Origin of the sequence: Bacillus atrophaeus (genome assembly GCF_001584335.1) — a bacterium.
GTDB lineage: Bacteria > Bacillota > Bacilli > Bacillales > Bacillaceae > Bacillus > Bacillus atrophaeus.
Window position 1 is genome coordinate 271694 of record NZ_LSBB01000001.1, and the last position, 20948, is coordinate 292641.

Annotated in this window: 23 protein-coding genes and 1 pseudogene; 11 read left to right on the forward strand and 13 right to left on the reverse strand. The window is 43.8% G+C overall.

Annotated elements, in window-relative coordinates; translation table 11 throughout:
- Positions 1–49: 49 nt before the first annotated feature.
- The 3 genes and pseudogenes from AXI57_RS01305 to AXI57_RS21895 form a co-directional block, all read right to left on the reverse strand.
- A complete protein-coding gene (locus AXI57_RS01305) occupies positions 50–892 on the reverse strand; it encodes a PRD domain-containing protein (protein WP_003326376.1) in 843 nt (280 codons plus the stop codon).
- Positions 893–943: 51 nt separating this feature from the next.
- Positions 944–2314: a sucrose-specific PTS transporter subunit IIBC gene (locus AXI57_RS01310; RefSeq protein ID WP_081112745.1), complete on the reverse strand. Its 1371-nt coding sequence runs from the start codon at positions 2312–2314 to the stop codon at positions 944–946.
- A 552-nt stretch (positions 2315–2866) separates the two neighbouring features.
- Positions 2867–2965: pseudogene (locus AXI57_RS21895) on the reverse strand (hypothetical protein); the annotation flags it as partial.
- 181 nt (positions 2966–3146) lie between these two features.
- Between AXI57_RS21895 and celB the strand changes: the two are divergent.
- The gene (celB, locus tag AXI57_RS01315; RefSeq protein WP_010790318.1) at positions 3147–4499 is read left to right on the forward strand and encodes a PTS cellobiose transporter subunit IIC; all 1353 of its coding nucleotides are present in this window, start codon (positions 3147–3149) and stop codon (positions 4497–4499) included.
- A 57-nt stretch (positions 4500–4556) separates the two neighbouring features.
- Here the strand turns inward: celB and AXI57_RS01320 are convergent, their stop codons facing one another.
- Positions 4557–4940: a VOC family protein gene (locus AXI57_RS01320; RefSeq protein WP_003326381.1), complete on the reverse strand. Its 384-nt coding sequence runs from the start codon at positions 4938–4940 to the stop codon at positions 4557–4559.
- Positions 4941–5064: 124 nt separating this feature from the next.
- On the opposite strand from AXI57_RS01320, the gene AXI57_RS01325 reads away from it, so the two are divergent.
- On the forward strand, positions 5065–6252 hold the full coding sequence (locus tag AXI57_RS01325; RefSeq protein ID WP_061669027.1) for a class I SAM-dependent rRNA methyltransferase: 1188 nt from the start codon (positions 5065–5067) through the stop codon (positions 6250–6252).
- Positions 6253–6288: 36 nt separating this feature from the next.
- On the opposite strand, the gene AXI57_RS01330 is transcribed toward AXI57_RS01325, so the two are convergent.
- From AXI57_RS01330 to AXI57_RS01340, 3 genes are all read right to left on the reverse strand, one after another.
- Positions 6289–6486, reverse strand: a complete 198-nt coding sequence (locus AXI57_RS01330) for a YwbE family protein (RefSeq protein WP_003326383.1) — start codon at positions 6484–6486, stop codon at positions 6289–6291.
- Between the two features lie 154 nt (positions 6487–6640).
- A complete protein-coding gene (locus tag AXI57_RS01335; RefSeq protein WP_010790316.1) occupies positions 6641–7318 on the reverse strand; it encodes a CidB/LrgB family autolysis modulator in 678 nt (225 codons plus the stop codon).
- Entirely contained in the window at positions 7300–7686 is a 387-nt protein-coding gene (locus tag AXI57_RS01340) for a CidA/LrgA family holin-like protein (RefSeq protein WP_003326391.1), read from the reverse strand. The genes AXI57_RS01335 and AXI57_RS01340 overlap by 19 nt, the downstream gene beginning before the upstream one ends.
- Positions 7687–7793: 107 nt before the next feature.
- Here AXI57_RS01340 and cidR point away from each other — a divergent pair, with 107 nt between their 5' ends.
- From cidR to AXI57_RS01360, 4 genes are all read left to right on the forward strand, one after another.
- Positions 7794–8699 carry a cidABC operon transcriptional activator CidR gene (cidR, locus tag AXI57_RS01345; protein WP_003326392.1) on the forward strand — a complete coding sequence of 302 codons (906 nt, stop codon included), beginning with the start codon at positions 7794–7796 and terminating at the stop codon, positions 8697–8699.
- Positions 8700–8705: 6 nt separating this feature from the next.
- Positions 8706–9521, forward strand: coding sequence for a hydroxyethylthiazole kinase (gene thiM, locus AXI57_RS01350; protein WP_061669028.1), 816 nt, complete (start codon positions 8706–8708; stop codon positions 9519–9521).
- Positions 9521–10189, forward strand: coding sequence for a thiamine phosphate synthase (thiE, locus tag AXI57_RS01355; protein WP_010790313.1), 669 nt, complete (start codon positions 9521–9523; stop codon positions 10187–10189). The genes thiM and thiE overlap by 1 nt, the downstream gene beginning before the upstream one ends.
- Positions 10190–10374: 185 nt before the next feature.
- Positions 10375–10980: a DsbA family oxidoreductase gene (locus AXI57_RS01360; RefSeq protein WP_003326397.1), complete on the forward strand. Its 606-nt coding sequence runs from the start codon at positions 10375–10377 to the stop codon at positions 10978–10980.
- 56 nt (positions 10981–11036) lie between these two features.
- Here the strand turns inward: AXI57_RS01360 and AXI57_RS01365 are convergent, their stop codons facing one another.
- The 5 genes from AXI57_RS01365 to AXI57_RS01385 all read right to left on the reverse strand — a co-directional run bounded on the left by AXI57_RS01365 (position 11037) and on the right by AXI57_RS01385 (position 14805).
- Positions 11037–12572: a solute symporter family protein gene (locus AXI57_RS01365; protein WP_061669029.1), complete on the reverse strand. Its 1536-nt coding sequence runs from the start codon at positions 12570–12572 to the stop codon at positions 11037–11039.
- Positions 12569–12883: a DUF485 domain-containing protein gene (locus tag AXI57_RS01370; RefSeq protein WP_061669030.1), complete on the reverse strand. Its 315-nt coding sequence runs from the start codon at positions 12881–12883 to the stop codon at positions 12569–12571. Before AXI57_RS01370 ends, AXI57_RS01365 begins: the two co-directional genes overlap by 4 nt.
- A gap of 116 nt (positions 12884–12999) precedes the next feature.
- Complete coding sequence (locus tag AXI57_RS01375; RefSeq protein ID WP_061669031.1) at positions 13000–13677, reverse strand: glycosyltransferase family protein; 678 nt, start codon at positions 13675–13677, stop codon at positions 13000–13002.
- Positions 13674–14363: a class I SAM-dependent methyltransferase gene (locus AXI57_RS01380; RefSeq protein WP_061669032.1), complete on the reverse strand. Its 690-nt coding sequence runs from the start codon at positions 14361–14363 to the stop codon at positions 13674–13676. The genes AXI57_RS01375 and AXI57_RS01380 overlap by 4 nt, the downstream gene beginning before the upstream one ends.
- Before the next feature lie 280 nt (positions 14364–14643).
- Entirely contained in the window at positions 14644–14805 is a 162-nt protein-coding gene (locus AXI57_RS01385; RefSeq protein ID WP_003326403.1) for an anti-repressor SinI family protein, read from the reverse strand.
- 370 nt (positions 14806–15175) lie between these two features.
- Between AXI57_RS01385 and AXI57_RS01390 the strand changes: the two genes are divergently transcribed.
- From AXI57_RS01390 to galT, 4 genes are all read left to right on the forward strand, one after another.
- The gene (locus tag AXI57_RS01390) at positions 15176–15820 is read left to right on the forward strand and encodes a TetR/AcrR family transcriptional regulator (protein ID WP_003326404.1); all 645 of its coding nucleotides are present in this window, start codon (positions 15176–15178) and stop codon (positions 15818–15820) included.
- Positions 15821–15904: 84 nt separating this feature from the next.
- The gene (locus AXI57_RS01395; RefSeq protein ID WP_061669417.1) at positions 15905–16288 is read left to right on the forward strand and encodes a GtrA family protein; all 384 of its coding nucleotides are present in this window, start codon (positions 15905–15907) and stop codon (positions 16286–16288) included.
- Positions 16289–16365: 77 nt separating this feature from the next.
- Complete coding sequence (locus AXI57_RS01400) at positions 16366–17538, forward strand: galactokinase (protein WP_061669033.1); 1173 nt, start codon at positions 16366–16368, stop codon at positions 17536–17538.
- Between the two features lie 2 nt (positions 17539–17540).
- Complete coding sequence (galT, locus tag AXI57_RS01405) at positions 17541–19085, forward strand: UDP-glucose--hexose-1-phosphate uridylyltransferase (RefSeq protein WP_061669034.1); 1545 nt, start codon at positions 17541–17543, stop codon at positions 19083–19085.
- Positions 19086–19205: 120 nt separating this feature from the next.
- Here galT and AXI57_RS01410 read toward each other — a convergent pair whose 3' ends face one another.
- Positions 19206–19451 carry a GlsB/YeaQ/YmgE family stress response membrane protein gene (locus AXI57_RS01410; RefSeq protein ID WP_003326408.1) on the reverse strand — a complete coding sequence of 82 codons (246 nt, stop codon included), beginning with the start codon at positions 19449–19451 and terminating at the stop codon, positions 19206–19208.
- 509 nt (positions 19452–19960) lie between these two features.
- Between AXI57_RS01410 and qoxA the strand changes: the two genes are divergently transcribed.
- Positions 19961–20926 carry a cytochrome aa3 quinol oxidase subunit II gene (qoxA, locus tag AXI57_RS01415; protein ID WP_141292155.1) on the forward strand — a complete coding sequence of 322 codons (966 nt, stop codon included), beginning with the start codon at positions 19961–19963 and terminating at the stop codon, positions 20924–20926.
- Positions 20927–20948: the final 22 nt, after the last annotated feature.

The following is a 20948-nucleotide window of genomic DNA, read 5'->3' on the forward strand; positions in this document are numbered from 1 at the left end:
AAACGCTTTTGAGGCTATAACTTGGCTTCAAAAGCGTTTTGTTTGTGCTTTACAACGAAACAGATCGATTATAGTATCTTTGGATATGCATCGCGATATAGCATAATTCTTTTTCAGGAAATTCAAACCCATACTCGCTTTTGATAAATTCCCCTGCCTGCCGGGCGCATAAAAAAGCTTTCTTGAATTTCTTTTTAATGAGAGCCATCATTTCTGAATCTAATTCATAAAATGTTTCTCCCGCTTTTATATGCTGGATCGCAAAGCGAAGATGGGTGACAAGCCGCTCGTATGAGATGGTATCCTCTACAATGCTGATGTCTAGTTTTGCTTCAATCATTCCTATAATATCCCGTATCATCGTCGTAATATCAAGCGTTTGTGTCATACTCCCGGCACTCGTTCTCGCCGTATGAAGATGCAGGGCGATGTTGCCGACTTCGTCTTCAGGAATGTCAATGTTGAGCTTTTCTTTAATTAAAGCCTTAGCCCAGAGGCCGATTTGGAATTCTTTAGTGTAAAGAACTTTAATTTCATTAAGCAGCGGATTTTTAATGACCATTCCTTTGCTCAAACGCTCGATGGCAAATGATAAGTGATCAGAGAAAGCGACATGAATCCGTTCATTGATTTTGATGTCGAGTTCTTTTTCCGCATGCGAAATGATGTCCTCAGAGACTTGAATATGATCTTCAGGCAATGTTTCTAAAATCTCTTCAAACTGTTGGGATTCTGATGAGTTTTTCATGACGAATGTTTTTTCAATCTTGGATTTATCTACAATATCATTTTTTCTTTTTTCAAAGGCGATTCCAGATCCGAGGAGGATTTTTTCTCCGTCTTGATCTTTGACCACTAACGCATTATTATTTAAGATTCTTTTTATTTTCATAGCTGCCTTCCTTTCATCCCCCGTTTTATGAATGAAAATGGAATAGAATGCTCATTCTTTCTCTTCTTTAAACCCCAGAATTAAAGTAGCAATGAAAGCTGAGACCGCTGCAATCGAAAAACCGATCATATAATGAACGAAATTCGTTACGCCGAGCGGCAGAATAATCGAAATCATCGGGATGCCGGTTAAGCCGTATGAATTTGAAACGACATGCATAGCGGCAACATACGCCCCGCCCAGCGCCCCGCCGATGGATGCCCCGATAAACGGTCTGACCAGCTTTAAGTTAACGCCAAACACAATGGGTTCAATTATACCCAAGAAAGCTGAAAGGGAAGCTGGAATTGATATATTTTTTAAATTGGCATTTTTGGTTTTGAAAAAAACGGCTAATCCTGCTCCGCCCTGAGCCACATTCGCCATAGACCAGATTGGCAGCAAAAAGTTAACGCCGATTTTAGGATCTGCAAGCAAAGATGCCTCAAACACATAGAAACTATGATGTAAACCGGAGAGAACAATTAATGAATATAGCCCTCCGAATAAAAACCCGGCCGCAGTTCCGGCATATTGATACACGAAATCTAAAAGAAAAGTAATGATATGACCGATGAATGTTGCTGCAGGTCCCATCACCGTGAGTGCGATAAACCCTGTCACCATAACCGTAATAAAAGGGATAATCACAAGATCAAGAGAGTCCGGTATCAGCTTCTTTAATAGTTTCTCAATTTTACTCATGATATAAACAGATAAAAGAATGGGGATGATTGTCCCCTGATAGCCCATTAAAGGAACATGCATGCCAAACAAATGTAAAGCCTCGGGCGTTTGACTGCCAAGCATCGAAGGATCAAGCAAGTCAGGGTGAGTAAGGATTCCTCCTATGACCGCTCCTACAAATGGATTGCTTCCGAACTGTTTTGCCGCGCTGAAACCAACCAATATCGGCAGGATAATAAAAGCCGAGCTCGAAAAGATGTCGAGCATTTTGAGAAATGGGCTATGCGGAGAAATCCAGTTGAACACTTTGATCATCCCGATAAGCCCCATAAGCAAACCGCTTGCTACGATCGCGGGAATAATAGGGACAAAGATGTCGGATAACGTCTTGGCAAACCTCGTGATCACATTCATTTCGTGATTTGATGCAATAGGCTGTTCCGTCTGATCCTCTTGGCATAGCTGGATGACTTCTTTATAGATTTTATTAACAATCCCCGCTCCGAAAATAATTTGGAATAATCCATATCTGAAAAACGTCCCTTGTACACTCTGCATGTTCTCAATCGCAGCGATATCTATTTTAGTCTCGTCTCGGACTTCGAAGCGCAGCCGAGTTGTACAATGGGTGATATTGATAATATTTTCTTTTCCTCCTGCCAGAGGTAATAATTCTTTTGCAATGTCTTTATGCAACAATTATAACCTCCTATTATGCAAAACTATTACTATGCATTTCACCTGTTATATCCTATCAAATGAAAAGAAGACAGGCAAAATGATTTTCGCGTTTTCTCTTCCTGCATGCTTAGTCTAAAAATACCCGCGTCAGTGAATCAGGCGGCAAGACATCGTACAGAGAGCCGCTTTTAAAGGATTTCGCCTGGCAGCGGCTGAAACAGTGTGTTTCTGCTAGAGCCGATATTCAAGAAAGATTTTACAGATTTCGGATTGCGTGGTGTTCTTCAAAGCAGGAAGGAAAATATGATAAAAAAAGACCTAAAATATGCAAAGGACAGCAGCCGAAAAGCGCGTAAACAGCACTAAATGGGCATACGTCTCCCTTTTACACATTTTAGGTCTTGCCTGCTTCACCAGTAACAATCCCAGCCTATTTTATGATCTCTATCTCCCATTCTATTCTGTTCGTGACTTCATATCAATAGTATAAAAAACCTATATATCAATCATGAAACAAGAGGAAAAATCCTTTAAGGCTGTCAGGCCGGCCCTAAAGGATTTTTTGTTTTATTTCTTTGGTTTAATATGGTTCAGCAGCTTTTGCAGCTTTGTTTTTTCATTGGATGCTTTTAATTGATTGACCGCAGATTGAGCTGATGTCTCTATGAAAAATGTTGGGTCACTGCTCATGAAAAAAGGGGAATTCACTTCACTCCGAAAGTATATATGTATTTTTTTTCCGTTAAAAGCGGAAAAATTCCATATGCAATTGTAAGCGTTTTCAAAATATGATAAAGAAAATACAGCAAGGCTGTTCACACAGAAAAATGAAAAGGGGGATTTTAATATGAATGGATTCAATGAGTTTATGGAAGAAAAAGTCATGCCTGTGGCAGGGAAAATTGCCGGGCAGCGACATTTAAGCGCCTTGCGTGACGGAATTGTTCTTACGATGCCGCTGATTATTATCGGATCAGTCTTTTTAATCCTAACAAGCCTTCCCATTCCGGGTTATGCCGATTTTATGGCGAGTATATTCGGGGATCAGTGGGCGGTTAAACTCGCCTATCCGGTAAACGCCTCATTTGATATTATGGCGATGATTGCCGCCTTTGGCATTGCTTATCGGCTGGCGGAAAGCTACGGGGTGGATGCCCTTTCGTCCGGGGCGATTTCTATTGCGGCTTTTTTATTAGCAACACCGTTTGAAGTGCCGTTTACGCCGGACGGATCAACGGAGTCCATTCTCGTTGGAGGCGGAATTCCGATTACATTGCTTGGCAGTAAGGGACTGTTTGTCGCCATGATTATTGCCTTATTTTCCACGGAAGTATATCGGTACATCATTCAAAAAAATATCGTATTTAATATGCCTGACGGTGTACCGCCGGCTGTCAGCAAATCATTTGTCGCGCTGATTCCAGGCTTTATCATCATTTTTCTTGTGTGGCTTGCGCGCCTTCTGATTGAAATGACGCCGTTTGAAAGCCTGCACAATGTCGTAGGCGATCTGCTTGGAACACCGCTCTCAATCCTTGGCGGCAGTCTTGGAGGAAGCCTTGTCGCAGAATTTGTGCAAATGCTTCTCTGGTCATGCGGAATTCACGGCGCTTCCATCATTGGCGGCGTCATGGCGCCGATTTGGTACGGGGCAATGGATGTCAACCGCCTTGCTTTTCAGGCGGGAGAAGCGCTGCCGAGCATTTTTACCACGCAGTTTTTCCAAATCTGGATCAATGTCGGCGGAAGCGGCGCCACGCTGGCACTGGTGCTGACAATGCTTGTTCGGTCTCGCAGCAAACAGATGAAGCAGCTTGGCAGATTGGGAATCGGTCCCGCCTTATTTAATATCAACGAACCGATTATATTTGGAATGCCGATTGTCATGAACCCTCTGTTAATTGTGCCTTTCATCGTCACGCCGCTGATTACAATTACAGCGACTTATATCGGCATGAGCACCGGCTTGGTGGCAAAGCCCGCGGGAATTGCCGTTCCATGGACAATGCCGCCGCTTATATCGGGGTATCTTGCGACAGGAGGCAAAATTTCCGGCTCCGTCATGCAGCTTGTGAATTTGCTGATTACCTTTGTCATCTACTATCCGTTCTTTAGAATGTGGGATTTTCAAAAATGGAAAGAAGAAAGTGAGGCCGACCAAACCGCTTCTGAAACAAAAGAAACGCCCCTTGATATGTAAGCGCTTAGAAAAAGACAGGCAAAAGCAAGCGGATCACTTGCTTTGTCTGTCTTTTCTTTATCTTTGGAAAAACTCAATCCACTCGCGGTCGGGCCCTTCGATATAAAAATAACGGTATCCGTTTGGAAGTGTAGTAATCTCTTCATCAATGAATGTGGCTTCCATTCTCTGCGCTTTTGTAAATTCGGCTGCGATGTCATCCGTTAATAAGGCGATATGATGCACCTTTCCTTCAGATGGAAGCTCGCTGCTATAACCTTGGATCAACTCGATTTCTGTTTCCGGGCCATCTTGAAATCCAAGAAAGGCAAGTTCAATTACACCGTTTGTGTGGGTGATACGATCCTTCAATTTCATGCCGAGTACTTCTTCATAAAAAGAAATGGATGTATTGATGTCCTTTACCATGATGCCCGTGTGGTCAATTCTTTTTGTCGCCATGATGATCCTCCTGAGTAACTCTTTTTATCTATCGTAGAAAAACCTTTCCTTTCTGTCAATGCAGACATCTTGAGGTTTTGTGGTACGATAAGAAAAAGCAAACAGAAAGAGGAAGGACATATATATGAAGCTACTCACTCTAAAAAAAGCATTCGCTGCAAAAATAAAAAAAGGCTATCCGCTCATTGAAAAAGAAGCCCTCGCCGGCAGCGCGGCGCACGTAAAAGAAGGCGATCTTGTTGATATCGTAACGGAAAGCGGCGAGTTTCTCGCACGGGGCTATTACGGCCTGCAAAATAAGGGAGTCGGCTGGGTGCTGTCCCGCAATAAAGAGGAACAAACCGATCGGGCTTTTTTTCTGCGCAAATTAACAAAGGCTGTACAGGAAAGGGACCATCTCTTTGCTGCAGCTGATACGACGGCTTTTCGCATCTTCAATGGCGAAGGCGACGGGGTCGGCGGTGTCACCATTGACTATTATGACGGATACTTGCTGCTTCAATGGTACAGCCAAGGCATTTATACTTTTAAACAAATGCTGATTGCCGCTTTGGATGAGCTGGATATTGATTATAAGGCAATTTACGAGAAAAAACGCTTCGATACGGCAGGACAATATGTCGAGGATGATGACTTTGTCAAAGGCGAAAAAGGCGAGTTTCCAATTATAGTGAAGGAAAACGGCATTCAATTTGCGGTCGATTTAAACGATGGCGCCATGACCGGCATCTTTTTAGACCAGAGGCATGTGCGAAAGGCGATCAGAGACCGCTATGCAGACGGGAAGACCGTTTTAAACACGTTCTCTTATACAGGAGCATTTTCAGTCGCGGCGGCGCTTGGCGGAGCGGACAAAACAACAAGCGTTGATGTCGCCAACCGCAGTTTGGCGAAAACGATTGAGCAATTCAGTGTGAACAAACTTGATTATGAGGCCCAAGACATTAAAGTAATGGACGTCTTTAAATATTTCTCCTATGCGGCAAAAAAACAACTGCGCTTTGATCTGATTATTCTCGATCCGCCTTCCTTTGCCCGTACAAAAAAGCATACATTCAGCGCGGCTAAGGATTACAAAAATCTTCTGAAAGAAACGATAGCGATCACGGCGGATAAGGGCGTAATTGTGGCATCCACGAACAGCAGCGCCTTCGGAATGAAGAAATTTAAAGGCTTTATCGACGCCGCGTTCAAAGAAACAAATGAACGCTATACCATTTTGGAAGAGTATACACTGCCTGAGGACTTCAAAACGATTCCAGCGTTTAAAGAAGGAAATTATTTAAAGGTTGTCTTTCTTCAAAAAAAATAACGATAAAAAAGCTGCTCAGTTCAAGAGCAGCTTTTTTTAGGTTGAAATAATATGCTGGACGCGGCCGACACTGCCATCTTCAAGCCGAACTTTAATCCCATGCGGGTGAAAGCTTGATTTCGTCAATATGTCTTTCACTACGCCCCTTGTCAGCTTTCCGGTTCTTTGGTCTGCTTTTAGGACGATATCAACCTCCAAGCCTTTGGAGATATTGCTTCGCTGCTGGCCGTTCATTAGACACATCCGTTCTTCTGCGCTGCATTGCGCTTTTTTTCTTCGTATTCATTATAGTATATCAATGCTTATAAAGATAATGATGAAAAATAGCGAAGCACATGACGGAAAGCTAAAAAAATGACTGTCCCATTATAAGCGGACAGTCGTTTTTCTACATAAATGAAAGCAAAAACGGCGCAGCGCAAAGCGTCATAATCGCCGCGAGAATCATTGATACGCTGGAAATGGTACCTGACACGGAGCTTAATTCAAAAGCTTTAGACGTTCCGGCTCCATGTGCGCTTGTGCCAAGCAAAACGCCTCTTGCGATTTCATTGTCGATGCGGAAATAGCGGATGACCATCGGGCCGATGATGGTTCCCAACAAGGCTGTCAAAATGACAAACACAGCGGTTACCGCGGGCATTCCGCCGATCATTTCCGAAACGTTCATCGCAATCGGCGTTGTCACTGATCTCGGGACAAGACTGTCAATTAAGCCTGTGCCGAGGTGAAGCCATTTTGCAATAAGAGCTGTTGAAATAATGGCGATGCAAGAACCGACTGCCACGTTCAAAATGATTTCAACGGCGTATTTTTTTAAAATCGGGAAATATTTATAAAGCGGAATAGCGAACGCGACAGTTGCCGGCTGAAGCATATCGGTCAGCATTTCACCGCCAAGATTATATGTCTCGTACGGGACATTCACAAGCAGCAGCAATCCGACTAAAACAGCGGGCGTCACTAACAACGGTGATGTATAAACTTTCGGATGGCGGGCATATACCTTTTTCGCCCCCATATACACCAAAACCGTTAAAAACAAACTTATAATTCCGATGAACACGTATTTTTTCTCTCCTTTCTTTTTGCGATAAGCTGTGTAAGCGTTCCTGTAGACACCATCACGACAAACGTGCTGATCACCACAACAAGCAAAATACTTACACCGAATTTTGACATGATGTCTCCGTATTCAATCACTCCGACGGCAGAGGGGATAAAAAATAAAAGCAGCTCCCCAAGAAGCCACACTGCACCAAGCTCTATCCATTCAAGTTTGATGATTTTAAAATGAAGTAATGTGAAAAGAATCACAATCCCGATTATACTGCCGGGAATATTTATATGCAGAACCGCTGTCAGCAAGTTCATCAGGCGCGCAAATATAAATAACAGAGCGATTTGAATAACGGTAAGCAACATTTTTTTCATATTGATGCCTCCCTTTATATAATGAGTATACACGAGGCTATACTATAGGTAAAATACATATGTTGAATACTAACTATTCCTTTTGTCTATAGAAAGGACTGAAGCAAATGGATATCCGCCATCTGACATATTTCTTAGAAGTTGCACGGTTAAAGAGCTTTACGAAGGCTTCGCAGTCATTATACGTATCCCAGCCGACCATTTCAAAAATGATTAAGAATCTTGAAGCGGAGCTTGGAATCGAACTTTTCTACCGGAATGGCAGACAGGTTGAAATGACTGATGCAGGCCAAAGTATGTATGTACAAGCTCAAGAAATCATTAAATCATTTCAAAACTTAACGTCAGAGCTTAATGATATTATGGAGGTCAAGAAGGGGCATGTGCGCATTGGTTTGCCGCCGATGATCGGATCAGGGTTCTTTCCGAGAGTACTCGGCGATTTTCGTGTGAATTATCCTAACGTGACCTTTCAGCTTGTCGAGGACGGATCAATTAAAGTGCAGGAAGGGGTAGGGGACGGCTCTCTCGATATTGGGGTCGTGGTCCTTCCCGCAAACGAGGATACGTTCCATTCCTTTACCATTGTAAAGGAAACCTTGATGCTTGTCGTTCATCCGACTCACCGCTTGGCGTCTGAGGAAGAAAGCAGTTTAAGCGATCTGAAGGATGAGCACTTCATCTTCTTTAGGGAGGATTTTGTCCTTCATAACCGAATTATGATGGAATGTATAAAGGCCGGTTTCCGTCCCCATATCATTTATGAAACATCACAATGGGACTTTATCAGCGAAATGGTGTCCGCTAATCTTGGTATTGGACTGCTGCCGGAACGAATCTGCCGGGGCCTTGATCCTGAGAAGGTGAAAGTAATACCGCTAGTTGATCCGGTCATTCCTTGGCACCTCGCGATTATCTGGAGAAAGGACCGCTATTTGCCCTTTGCGGCGAGAGCTTGGCTTGAGCACACGAAATCATATTTATGGGGCCCTAAAAAAGAGAGAAAAGGATGATGTAAATTGGATGCACAAACAGCAGCAAAACACTTAGTAACTGTTAAGCAAACAAGCCCGCTTGTCCACAGCATAACCAACAATGTCGTTACGAATTTCACCGCCAACGGCCTGCTCGCTCTGGGCGCGTCTCCCGTTATGGCCTACGCTAAAGAAGAGGCGGCAGACATGGCGAAAATCGCTGGAGCTCTCGTCTTAAATATTGGGACGCTCAGTAAGGAATCGGTGGAAGCGATGATACTTGCAGGGAAGTCAGCGAACGAACATGGCGTGCCGGTTATTCTTGATCCCGTCGGAGCGGGAGCCACGCCGTTTCGCACCAAATCTGCCCGCGACATCATCAGTGAGGTCCGCCTTTCCGCCATTAGGGGGAATGCAGCCGAAATTGCAAATACCGTCGGTGTTGAGAATTGGATGATAAAAGGCGTAGACGCCGGAGAAAGCGGAGGCGACACGATTGAGCTGGCCAAAACAGCGGCCCAAGAGCTGAATGCAGTTATCGCCATTACCGGTGAAATAGACACGATCGCAGACACTTCAAACGTGTATACCGTTCGTAACGGCCACAGGCTGTTAACGAAAGTGACAGGTGCAGGCTGTCTGCTCACTTCGATCATCGGCGCTTTTTGCGCGGTGGAAAAAGATACATTGAAGGCAGCGGTATCGGCCATTGCCTCATATGGCGCCGCGGCCGAGCTGGCTGCAAGGCATACATCACACCAAGGGCCGGGAAGCTTCCAGATTGAGCTGCTGAACCAGCTTTATTCACTTTCAGAAAAAGAGATCATTGAGCTTGCATCAATAGAAAGGGTGACAGACTGATGACACGTATTTCTCGGGAAATGATGAAGGATTTATTATCGGTTTACTTCATTATGGGATCAAATAATACAGAGGCCGAACCGCTGTCAGTTGTGCAAAAAGCTTTAAAAGGCGGGGTCACTCTGTTTCAATTTCGGGAAAAAGGCAGTAACGCTCTAATCGGCGCCGATCAGCTTGCATTTGCTGAAAAAATGCAGTCCGCCTGCCGAAAAGCAGGTGTCCCGTTTATCGTAAACGATGATGTCGAACTAGCGGTAAAACTCAAGGCAGACGGCGTTCATATCGGGCAGGATGACGCAGATGCAAAAGAGGTCAGGGCCGCCATAGGCGATATGATTCTTGGCGTTTCCGCCCATACGATGTCTGAGGTCAAGCAGGCCGAGGCAGACGGCGCAGACTATGTCGGTATGGGACCGATATACCCGACAGAAACGAAAAAAGATACAAAAGCAGTGCAGGGCGTTTCTCTGATTGAAGCGGTTCGGCGGCAAGGAATCAGCATCCCGATAGTCGGCATTGGGGGCATCACGTTAGAAAACGCCGCTCCTGTCATTGAGGCGGGCGCAGATGGTGTGAGCATGATCAGCGCCATCAGTATGGCCCAAGATCCAGAAGAGTCCGCGCGGCATTTTTATCAAGTGATTCAAAAGCAGAAGCCTACCAGCTAAGCAAAGTTATAAAGGACGAGCTGATTGTTGAAATCTGAGGGCTGCCGCCTTACAAGCAGCCCTTTTTTGCATGCCATAAAAACCACCTGAAAAAAAGGAAGTTTCTTTAGCTTCTTTTTTTAAAAAACTAGTTGTAACTTTTTCGGTTACAGTTTATGATAGATATGAATTGAAAGGAGACAACCATGACTGTACACATTAAAGTATATTCAGATTATGTATGCCCATTCTGTTATGTAGGGAAGGCTTCCTTTGAAGAAGCCATCAAAGGAAAGGATGTCGAAGTGGAGTGGCTCCCGTTTGAACTGCGTCCAAGCCCGGCCCCTCAATTAGACCCGGTGAATGATCCTGCCAAGCAGCAGATGTGGAAAACGTCTATTGAACCGATGGCGCAAAAGCTGGGAGTAGACATCAAGTTCCCGAATGTATCACCGCATCCATACACAGATTTGGCATTTGAAGGGTTCCACTTTGCTAAGGAACACAATAAAGGGCATGAATATAACACAAGAGTGTTTACCGCATTTTTTCAGGAAGAACAAAATATCGGAGACATTGAAGTCCTCACGAAGCTTGCTGAGGAAGTCGGGTTAGACGGCGAACGGTTCAAAGCCGCACTCGAATCGAGAACATATCAGGGCACACAACAAAAAGCCCTTCAGCACGCTTACGAAGAAGCTGATATCACAGCTGTCCCCACCTTTATTATTGGGGACGAAAAAATTCCAGGCGCCGCAAGTAAAGAAATGTTTGAAAAAATAATTGAGCAAGAATCCAATAAAATGAGCTAAGGCTGTCCTATGGAAAAAAGCTCTCTAAACAACCGTTTAGAGAGCTTTTGCTATTTCTAATCCATATGAATTCCGGTGTGGGCCTTCACCTGAATTTCTGCAAACGTATCTTCATCTGTCTTGTTTTTAGACGAAAGCAACGTTCCGAGCCACGCACCGAGGAAGCCGAGCGGAATGGAGATGATTCCCGGATTAGAAAGCGGAATCAGAGGGTCGCCGATAAAAATCGCTCCTCCCGCCGGGTCCCATACACTCGGACTCATTGATACAAGGATGAGCGCACTCAAAAGTCCTGTAAGGCTTCCCCATAAAGCGCCTGCCGCGTTGAAACGTTTCCAGAAGACAGTGAACACAATCAGCGGCAGATTCGCGCTTGCGGCGACCGCAAAAGCCAGGGCGACAAGAAATGCGACATTCAGCGACTGTGCGAAAATCGCAAGAATGATAGAGAGAACAGACACGGCTACAGAAGCCCATCTGGCCGCTTTCATCTGCTCTTTCTCAGTCGCGTTCCCTTTTCTGATAATTTGGCTGTAAATATCGTGGGCGAAGGCTGAGGCCGCAGACAGCACAAGCCCTGTTACCACCGCCAGAATGGTGGCGAAGGCGATCGCTGAGACAAACGCAAACAAAAAGTCTCCTCCAAGCGCCTTGGCGAGAAGCGGAGCGGCCATGTTCCCGGCTTGATCCGCCGCTGTAATGGCGTCAAATCCGACAAAAGCGGACGACCCAAACCCGAGAAAGACTGTCATGATGTAAAAAATGCCAATGATCCATGTTGCCGATACCACAGACGTACGTGCGGTTTTTGCATCCTTGACGGTATAAAACCGTATCAAAATATGGGGCAGCCCAGCTGTTCCCAAAACGAGTGCCAAATTTAAAGACAATGTCTCAAGCGGCACTTTATACTTGTTGCCGGGATTTAAAAAATCGGCGCCGAGCGGTGTGGCGGTCTTCATTTGTTCAAACATTGTATTGAGATTAAAGCCGAATTTAGAAAAAACGATGATCGAAATGACAAGTGTTCCGGCCATGAGCAAAACGGCTTTAATAATTTGCACCCAGCTTGTGGCAATCATCCCGCCAAACACGACGTAAATGGTCATGAGCACTCCGACAATCAGTACAGCGACCGTATAATCAATTCCAAGCAGCAGCTTGATCAGCGCGCCCGCTCCCACCAGCTGGGCGATCATATAAAATGTAGAGATCGCAATCGTATTGAGAGCGGAAACACCGCGGATTTTTTTCTCTTTAAACCGCGCTGCGATCATATCGGCCATCGTGTATTTGCCGAGGTTTCGAAGCGGCTCGGCGACAATATATAGTACGACGAGATAAGCGACAAGAAACCCGATGCTGTAAAAAAATCCATCAAAGCCATTCAGCGCAATCATTCCGGCAATACCGAGAAAAGACGCAGCCGACATATAATCTCCGGCAATCGCCAGTCCATTTTGAACACCGGACAGCCCGCCGCCCGCGGTATAAAACTCACTTGTCGTTTTCGTCTGCTTCGCGGCAAAATACGTAATGAGAAGCGTCAGCCCTACAATCAGCAAAAACAAAATAAAAGCGGTCGGATTCATGATTTTTCACCTTTCAGCTCTGATTGTAATGCGCTTGCAAAACGATCGAACTGAGCTGCCTTTCTGGAATACAATGTGCTGAGCGTCCAGGTCATGACAAACTGAGCCATGGCAAACAGCCAAGCCCAAGATACAGCCCCTATTGCCGGTTTGTTCAAAAAAGTAAAATAAGACGTTAAGACAGGCAGAAAAAAGTAAAATACAAAAAAGAAGATCGTAACGGGTACAATAAATGCGCGTTTCTGTTTTAAAAAGGTTTGAAAAGACGGCGATTCAGCAATTTGCTTGTAATTGATTTCCCGGTCAGACATGGCTTTCCTCCTTTTAATGGGGATGAAGCAAGGACAAAGGTACATCAATAGGTATGAGCTGAAAGTTTGATTTATTCGTCAATATCACCGCCGAAAAACAAAAAATCAACAGTCTGCTAGCGAGGACTGTTTGTGATATAATGCCTGACAAATATCTTTCTGTCTTTTTCATACGCTTCTGCGTTAAATGAATCGCCGCAATAATGAAGGCACCAAGGTTCTTCCTGCCGGGCAATGCCGATTTGATAACCATGTTTTTGAAACTCAATGGATTGGGAGGAGTCGTAAAAATGAAATCCCTCAAACAGGTCATCCCGCCATTTTAGATCATATTGGGTAGCGATTAATAAACCGTCAACAGCCTCAGCCGGCGTAAACGAATGGTTTTCGCTGCCGCTGCTTTCGAATTGCAGAGTAGAAAAGCAGCCCGCTCTATACTCAATCACTTTTCCGGCCTTCCGCTCACTTTCCCACCATATTCCGTTTGGAGGCATTGTCTCACATCCGGCCACACCAAGCAGCCCCAGCTCTTTATTTTGTTGAAAAAGCTGGAGCACATCATTGAGGAAATTCCGATGAATAATAAATGTATCTTGATGCAGGTAAACTTTGTATTTGGAAGGATGATCCAAAGCGAGATTATAAGAGGATGCCATACTAGTTGAACCGCGTACAGGCAGAATATCATAGGAGAATGAAGGAGGCACGGCAAGATGCAGAATATGGCGGATGCATTGGCTGTAAAGCGCCTCATCGTTTACGCAGACAACAAATAAGACAGACGATTGGTTCATTCTTCTTTTCTCCCGGCTTCAATGACATATTGGTAAGCAGCCGCCTCAGTCAAAAAATCTTGCCGAATGCCGAGCTGAACGCACACCCGGTGCAATGCCTCAACTGCATTGTGATAAGAAGGGTGATCAACGCGAATCGTTTCAATTGATTTGATGGTATAGCCGCTCTCCGTAAATAAAGCGTAAAGCTCATGAAGCGTGAAAAAGCGTAAATGAGTTTGATCCATCAAGCCGGCTTTTGTATACGTCCATTTTCCCGCCAACAGTTCCAACACTACAGAGATGTGCCCGACATTCGGCACACAGGCAAGCACAGTGCCATCTTTTTTTAAGTGAGGGCGAAGATTTTCCAGCACTGACCACGGATTGACAAGGTGCTCCAAAACATCGCCGAATAAAATGCAGTCAAATTGCTCCGGCTCATAAGGAAGCGCCAGTCTTTCAATATCTCCGCATAAGACATGTGCCAGCTTGTTCTCCGCTTGTTGGGCTGCATCGGGAAATGCCTCAATACCATAAACCGTAATGCCTTGATCTTGCAGTGCTTCACCTAAATTTCCCGTGCCGCAACCGACATCCAGCACCGTCTTCCAATGGCCGTTTATTTTTTTCAGCAGATAGGGGTTGAGCCCCTCGTAATAGTCCTTTTTCTTTTGGTCATAAAAGGGAAGGAAATCTGAATTCATTTGGGTATCACCTCTTAAATGGCAGTTATTGCTCATGATATGTGCCAAGAGGTGATCGTATACCGGCTGTCAGCCTGACGGAGGTACACAAACAAGCGGGGCGTCTATTAAAGATATTATGGGGAGCTGCTCCGAGAATAACCAATGCTTGTCCATCAAGCCGGTTCATTCATAGATGAATCAGAACCTTGCCGAAGGAAGGGCTTATGTGAAAACTCAGATCGGCTAATAGAGTAGAAATCATATATTAGATCATGGATAAAAGATCCGCCTTTTAACGTTAGTCGTGGCGGATGTATGTGTGCAGTGCCGAGTTCTTCTTCACCACTTTTTCAGATTCTAAAAATTGTCTGACATCATCAATGCGTAAACCCATGGTTCTGGCTTCTTGAATTAACCTATGCCAATCTTTGTCTAAATCCTTCTCTACATGAGTTTTCATAAGACCCTCCAATTGAATAAAATGTTTTCCCGCAACATTTGTGCAATAAGATAGAGACCAAGCCGGCGCGCCGATTTAGCTTCTGTGCAACAAATTTCACACATTGCTGTCCTGCTATCGCAAACAGAAGGGAAATTCACCTACCTAATCCCTAAAAAACTGACTAAAATAACCAAAAAACATAAAAGATCCTTAATCCTAATAATAAACAATTAAATACTGACTGGGTAGTATGTAAATTAAAATAAATCATATTCCCTATTAACATTTACCCTCAATATCCGAATATCATCTTCTGTCCGAGAAAAAAATACCGCTAAAGAATTATCCGGTGTAAGATAAGGTTATGATCAAACGGCTGGAGTAAAAAATGAAAAAAAACAAATTTCAGATAAAGAGAGAAGAAACGTTTGAGCGTTTTCTTGACGCAGGCCTTACTTTATTAATTGATAAAGCATATGACGCGGTTTCTATAGAGGAAATCAGCAAAGCGGCGGGGTTTAGTAAGGGAGCATTTTATGTTCATTTTGAAGGAAAAGAAGACTTCTTAAAGCATCTCTTAGACCGTCGGAAGATAAGGAAAAGGATCATTACTGATTATCTTAATGAAATTGAAAAGATATCAGCGCGGCCTTTGACTTTGCAGGATGCAGCCGGCAGAGCGGCTGAATTGCTGTTCTGCCACCTCAACAGCAAACCATCTTGGGACATTGCATCATTTGCGTTAAACATGCCCACTTATAAAGTGCTGCAGGAATACAAAGCCTATTACATGCTGTACGAACTTTGGATAGAAGAAAATATCTTTTATATTCAATGGCTGAAAGAGAGAAACCTCATTGAAGACAGTATTGATACAGAATATACGGCTAAACTAATGTGTGCCGCGATCGACGGAATTGTCAAGCAATCAAACGTGTTAGGGACTTCTGTGACATTTCGCAGTTTATTTGATGCACTTTCCGTCTTTTTAAAAGCAGATAAGAATTCAGATGATAAAACCCCATTATGCTAGTCAGATTTTAAGGCAAAATGATATGCTAAATAGAAAAGATTTCAAGAAAGCGAGGAACATATGAAGCAGTACAGAGAGATGATCATGTACATCATTATGGGCATTTTTACAACCGCGGTGAATATCTCGAGCTTTTATATCCTGGTAGAGATTCTTGATAGGGATTACAAAACCGCGACGGTAATCGCATGGATTTTGTCTGTTCTTTTCGCTTATATAACGAATAAGATTTATGTGTTTCAGCAAAAAACAAGCGACATGCGGAGCCTCATGAGGGAGCTTACGGCGTTTTTTAGCGTGCGTTTGCTGTCTCTCGGGATTGATTTAGGAATGATGATTTTACTTGTCAGCCAGTTTCACACAAATGAAACGTTAGCCAAAATACTGGATAACGTTGTGATTGTCGTAGTGAATTATATTGCAAGCAAATGGCTGGTGTTTAAAAAAACGACAGAAGAGGGTGTGTAAAGCCAAAGCAGCAGCTTATCGGTTTCACAGGGGATTTTCCGGGAAATAAACAATAAAAGTCATGAAAGGTGATGCACATGCGGGAAGAGGTTAAGGGGACGTTTGCAAGTGTATTCGGTAAGCAAGACGGATTAAGGTTTTTTTTCGCACCGGGAAGAGTGAACATCATCGGAGAGCATACTGACTATAATGGCGGGCACGTATTTCCATGCGCTCTGACAATCGGTACATTTGCTGCTGTTTCTCAAAGAAAGGACCGGCTGGTTCGGATGTTTTCGGAGAATTTTAAGGAAACAGGCGTAAAAGAATTCAAGCTTGATGACCTCCGCTATAACAAAGATGACGATTGGGCTAATTATCCAAAAGGCGTTATTTTTGAATTTCAGCAAAGAGGATATGCAATTCCCAATGGCTTTGATATTGCTTTTTCGGGAAATATTCCAAACGGTGCCGGGCTTTCTTCTTCTGCTTCTATTGAACTGCTGATGGCTGTTGTGCTTCAAACCTATTTTCATCCTGAGTTGAATGCGCTTCATTTGGTGAAAATGGCTCAGCATGCAGAAAACACGTTTATCGGAGTAAACTGCGGGATTATGGATCAGTTTGCAATCGGGATGGGAAAGAAAGGCCACGCCATGCTCCTTAATTGTGACACGCTGTCCTATGAATATAGCAAGCTTGATGTTTCAGGACTTTCTTTAGTCATCGCCAATACGAACAAAAAAAGATCACTTGCGGGATCAAGCTATAATGCGAGACGGCAGGAATGCCAAGAAGCACTCCGAGACCTCAAGACAGAACTGGAGATTGCATCATTGGGGGAGCTCAGCCCCTCTGATTTTGATTCGTATGCCCATCTCATCCAAAATGAAACGAACAGGCGCAGGGCAAAGCACGCGGTCTATGAAAATGACCGTACGATCAAAACCGCTGAGATGTTCAAGAAAAACAAACTTGATGAAATTGGGTCATTAATGAAAGAATCCCATCTTTCTCTGAAAAACGATTATGAAGTCACAAGCCCCGAACTTGATGAATTGGCGTATGTGGCATGGTCCCATGAAGGAGTTATCGGCTCAAGAATGACGGGAGCAGGATTTGGCGGCTGTACGATCAGTATCGTGAAGGACCAGGCGGTTGAAGACTTTATTGAAAAAGCGGGAGCTGCCTACAAAGAAAGAACAGGAATTAAAGCTGATTTTTACGTCGCGGACATAGGGGAAGGCGCGAGAGAACTGAAGGGGGATTGATCATGACGATTTTTGAACAGATTGAGGAACTCATACAATATGGTCTGCGAAAGAAACTGATCTCGATCTTGGATGTTGATTATACGAGAAACCGTCTGTTTGAAGCGCTGGAAATACAGAACGCTGAACTTGTACATAATAAAAACAAAAAACAGGCGCCGCAGAGCCTTCCTGAACTGCTTTCTCCCATTTATGATTGGGCGGCGGAAAACGGGCGCATTGAAAACAATACTGACACTTACCGCGATCTCCTGAGCGCCAAGCTCATGGGCTGCTTTGTTCCCCCTCCTTCTGCAGTAATCCGCCAATTTGAAGAAACGAAGCTATTGAACGGGCCTGAACAGGCCACCAAAGAATTTTATCAATTTTCTGAGGACGTATACTATATTCGATCTGACAGAGTCGCCAACAATCTCCATTGGCTGGTTTCATCAACGTATGGCGAGCTGGAGCTGACAATCAATTTATCAAAACCCGAAAAGGACCCAAAAGCGATTGCAGCAGCAAAAGAACAGAAGCAATCCCAATATCCGCCATGTGTTCTTTGTAAAGAAAATGTCGGGTTTCAAGGCAGTTTAAACCAAGCCGCCCGTCAAAACCACAGAATCATTCCTGTCATACTCGGTGATGAACAGTGGTATTTGCAATTTTCGCCATATGTCTATTATCAAGAGCATTGCATTGTATTAAAGGATAAACATGAACCGATGCAGATCAGCAAGAAAACATTTGAAAGGCTGCTTTCGTTTATCAGCCAATTTCCGCACTATTTTATCGGTTCAAATGCCGATCTGCCGATAGTCGGCGGCAGTATTTTAAGCCACGACCACTTTCAGGGCGGGGCCCATGATTTTCCGATGGCGCAAGCTGAAATGGAGGAAGTGTACACCCTGCAAAATCATCCCGGCGTCACAATGGGCATCGTGAAATGGCCGATGTCTGTGCTGCGGCTTCAGAGCAGTGATCCGGCCATGATCGCTAAAGCGGCTGACAGCATTTTGGATGCTTGGCGAGGCTATTCTGATGAAACGGCGGACATTATAGCCTATACAGACGACACGCCGCACAACACAGTCACACCGATCGCAAGACGAAGAGGGGAGCTGTATGAGCTGGATATCGTGCTGAGAAATAACCGCACAAACGCAGAGCATCCGCTTGGTATTTTTCACCCCCACCAGGAAGTTCATCATATAAAAAAAGAAAATATCGGATTGATCGAAGTGATGGGCCTTGCCATATTACCGGGACGTTTAGAACAAGAAATGAAAGAAACGGCGGCAGCATTGTGTTCTGCCGATCCTGAAACGGCGATAAAAAACAATCCGTTAATCGTAAAACACCTTGACTGGTCATTGGAGCTCCTTGAAAAGCGAACGATAACCAATGAAAATGCGGAACAAATCATAAAAGAAGAGCTGGGCAATGTGTTTGCGAGCATTTTGGAACACGCCGGAGTATTTAAGCAGACTCCTGAAGGGAAAAAAGCATTTAAACGATTTATCAGCTGCATTGGAGTTGTACCTGAAAAAAGCCTCAATCCATAGGATCGAGGCTTTTTCATGCTGATTCGGCAGGCATTCCCGATGAGAAAGTCTGCTTCACTTGTTGTCTTTTCAAAGCAACACAAAAGCCAGATCATTTGTCATGATCTGGCTTTTCATTTATTACCCTCTGCGTCTGGCTAATAAGCTGACAAGGAAAACAACAATCGCTGCGCCGATCACCGCAGGAATGATGGCGAAGCCGGCAAGGCTGGGACCCCATGTGCCAAGCAGGCCGTGTCCGATCCAGGCACCGATAAGCCCAGCGATCATAGACCCGATAATTCCGCCGGGCATACTGCCTTTTACAAATAGGCTTCCGAGCCAACCGATAATAATAGCAACAATTAAAGAAACAATAATACTCATCATTAACACTTCCTATTTTTTTATTTACCTATATCCTTCCTCAAGTTTGTCTATACTAAACATTTGAATATGCTGGGCGAAATCTGTACTGCTGACAGCATATCCCGACTGTTTTCGACCTTTTCTTTCAGAATATCTTACGCTAAAATGGTAAACGTGCGAATTTATTCAAACAGTGGGAAAAATATTTCCAAGGCGAAAAGATTAACAAAATGAAATTTATGATTGACCAAAGTTTTTTATTGTGGTAAACCTTTATTTGACAGAATTAGTTTTTCATCATCTTTCTGTACCTATATGCTGAAATATCTAAAAACTTCTTATGTTAAGTGATAAGTGTGAAAATAGTAGGAGCAATTTATGTCGAATTTATGACATTTACTCGAAAAAAGGATGAACTTTAGAAAAAAATAAAGCTAATAAGAGAAGATTTTGATAGCATAACTAAGGTAGAGAAAAGATTTTGAGGAAGCATGCATTTCAGCTTTATTATATCAATAGGAAGGATGGTGATCTTCTTGTTCAGAGCATTTAAACCGATACTTTTATTTGCGATGTTGGCTGCAGTTTTTGTCCTTGGAGGATGCAGCGATATTTCCGTGTTAGATCCGAAAGGTCCTGTCGCTGATCAGCAAAGCGATTTAATCCTGTTATCAATCGGATTCATGTTATTTATTGTCGGGGTCGTATTCGTACTCTTTACCATTATCTTAGTAAAATACCGCGACCGTAAAGACAAAGACAACGGAAATTACAAGCCGGATATGCACGGCAACACGTTTTTAGAAGTAGTCTGGACAGTGATCCCAATTTTAATCGTTATCGCACTTTCTGTGCCTACCGTACAGACGATATATTCGTTAGAAAAGGCTCCTGAAGCAACAAAGGATAAAGAGCCTCTTGTTGTGTACGCTACTTCGGTAGACTGGAAATGGGTATTCAGTTACCCTGAACAGGATATTGAAACGGTCAACTACTTAAATATCCCTGTAGACCGTCCGGTATTGTTCAAAATTTCATCGGCAGATTCAATGGCTTCGCTATGGATACCTCAGCTTGGAGGACAAAAATACGCGATGGCGGGAATGCTGATGGATCAATACTTACAGGCTGACGAAGTGGGAACTTACGAAGGCCGTAACGCGAACTTCACGGGTGAACACTTTGCCGATCAGAAGTTCGATGTAAAAGCAGTAACTGAAAAAGACTTTAACAGCTGGGTGAAAAAGACTCAAAACGATTCTCCTAAGCTGACAAAAGAGAAGTATGATGAACTTATGCTTCCGGAGAATGTTGATGAATTAACGTTCTCATCTACACACCTAAAATACGTCGATCACGGGCAGGATGCCGAGTATGCGATGGAGGCACGCAAACGCCTGGGCTATCAAGCCGTTTCACCGCACTCTAAAACAGATCCGTTTGAAAACGTAAAGAAAAATGAGTTCAAAACGTCTAAAGATACAGAAGAATGATATTGATCAAGAAAGGAGGAAG

Coding starts and splice junctions, on each gene's coding strand:
- cidR (WP_003326392.1), top strand. CDS start 7,794: ATGGATATCCGCCATCTGACATATTTCTTAGAAGTTGCACGGTTAAAG.
- thiE (WP_010790313.1), top strand. CDS start 9,521: ATGACACGTATTTCTCGGGAAATGATGAAGGATTTATTATCGGTTTAC.
- AXI57_RS01385 (WP_003326403.1), bottom strand. CDS start 14,805: ATGAAAACTCATGTAGAGAAGGATTTAGACAAAGATTGGCATAGGTTA.
- AXI57_RS01325 (WP_061669027.1), top strand. CDS start 5,065: ATGAAGCTACTCACTCTAAAAAAAGCATTCGCTGCAAAAATAAAAAAA.
- AXI57_RS01370 (WP_061669030.1), bottom strand. CDS start 12,883: ATGTCTGACCGGGAAATCAATTACAAGCAAATTGCTGAATCGCCGTCT.
- AXI57_RS01400 (WP_061669033.1), top strand. CDS start 16,366: ATGCGGGAAGAGGTTAAGGGGACGTTTGCAAGTGTATTCGGTAAGCAA.
- AXI57_RS01360 (WP_003326397.1), top strand. CDS start 10,375: ATGACTGTACACATTAAAGTATATTCAGATTATGTATGCCCATTCTGT.
- AXI57_RS01320 (WP_003326381.1), bottom strand. CDS start 4,940: ATGGCGACAAAAAGAATTGACCACACGGGCATCATGGTAAAGGACATC.
- AXI57_RS01330 (WP_003326383.1), bottom strand. CDS start 6,486: ATGAACGGCCAGCAGCGAAGCAATATCTCCAAAGGCTTGGAGGTTGAT.
- AXI57_RS01340 (WP_003326391.1), bottom strand. CDS start 7,686: ATGAAAAAAATGTTGCTTACCGTTATTCAAATCGCTCTGTTATTTATA.
- AXI57_RS01390 (WP_003326404.1), top strand. CDS start 15,176: ATGAAAAAAAACAAATTTCAGATAAAGAGAGAAGAAACGTTTGAGCGT.
- celB (WP_010790318.1), top strand. CDS start 3,147: ATGAATGGATTCAATGAGTTTATGGAAGAAAAAGTCATGCCTGTGGCA.
- AXI57_RS01305 (WP_003326376.1), bottom strand. CDS start 892: ATGAAAATAAAAAGAATCTTAAATAATAATGCGTTAGTGGTCAAAGAT.
- AXI57_RS01410 (WP_003326408.1), bottom strand. CDS start 19,451: ATGAGTATTATTGTTTCTTTAATTGTTGCTATTATTATCGGTTGGCTC.
- AXI57_RS01380 (WP_061669032.1), bottom strand. CDS start 14,363: ATGAATTCAGATTTCCTTCCCTTTTATGACCAAAAGAAAAAGGACTAT.
- AXI57_RS01375 (WP_061669031.1), bottom strand. CDS start 13,677: ATGAACCAATCGTCTGTCTTATTTGTTGTCTGCGTAAACGATGAGGCG.
- galT (WP_061669034.1), top strand. CDS start 17,541: ATGACGATTTTTGAACAGATTGAGGAACTCATACAATATGGTCTGCGA.
- AXI57_RS01395 (WP_061669417.1), top strand. CDS start 15,905: ATGTACATCATTATGGGCATTTTTACAACCGCGGTGAATATCTCGAGC.
- AXI57_RS01365 (WP_061669029.1), bottom strand. CDS start 12,572: ATGAATCCGACCGCTTTTATTTTGTTTTTGCTGATTGTAGGGCTGACG.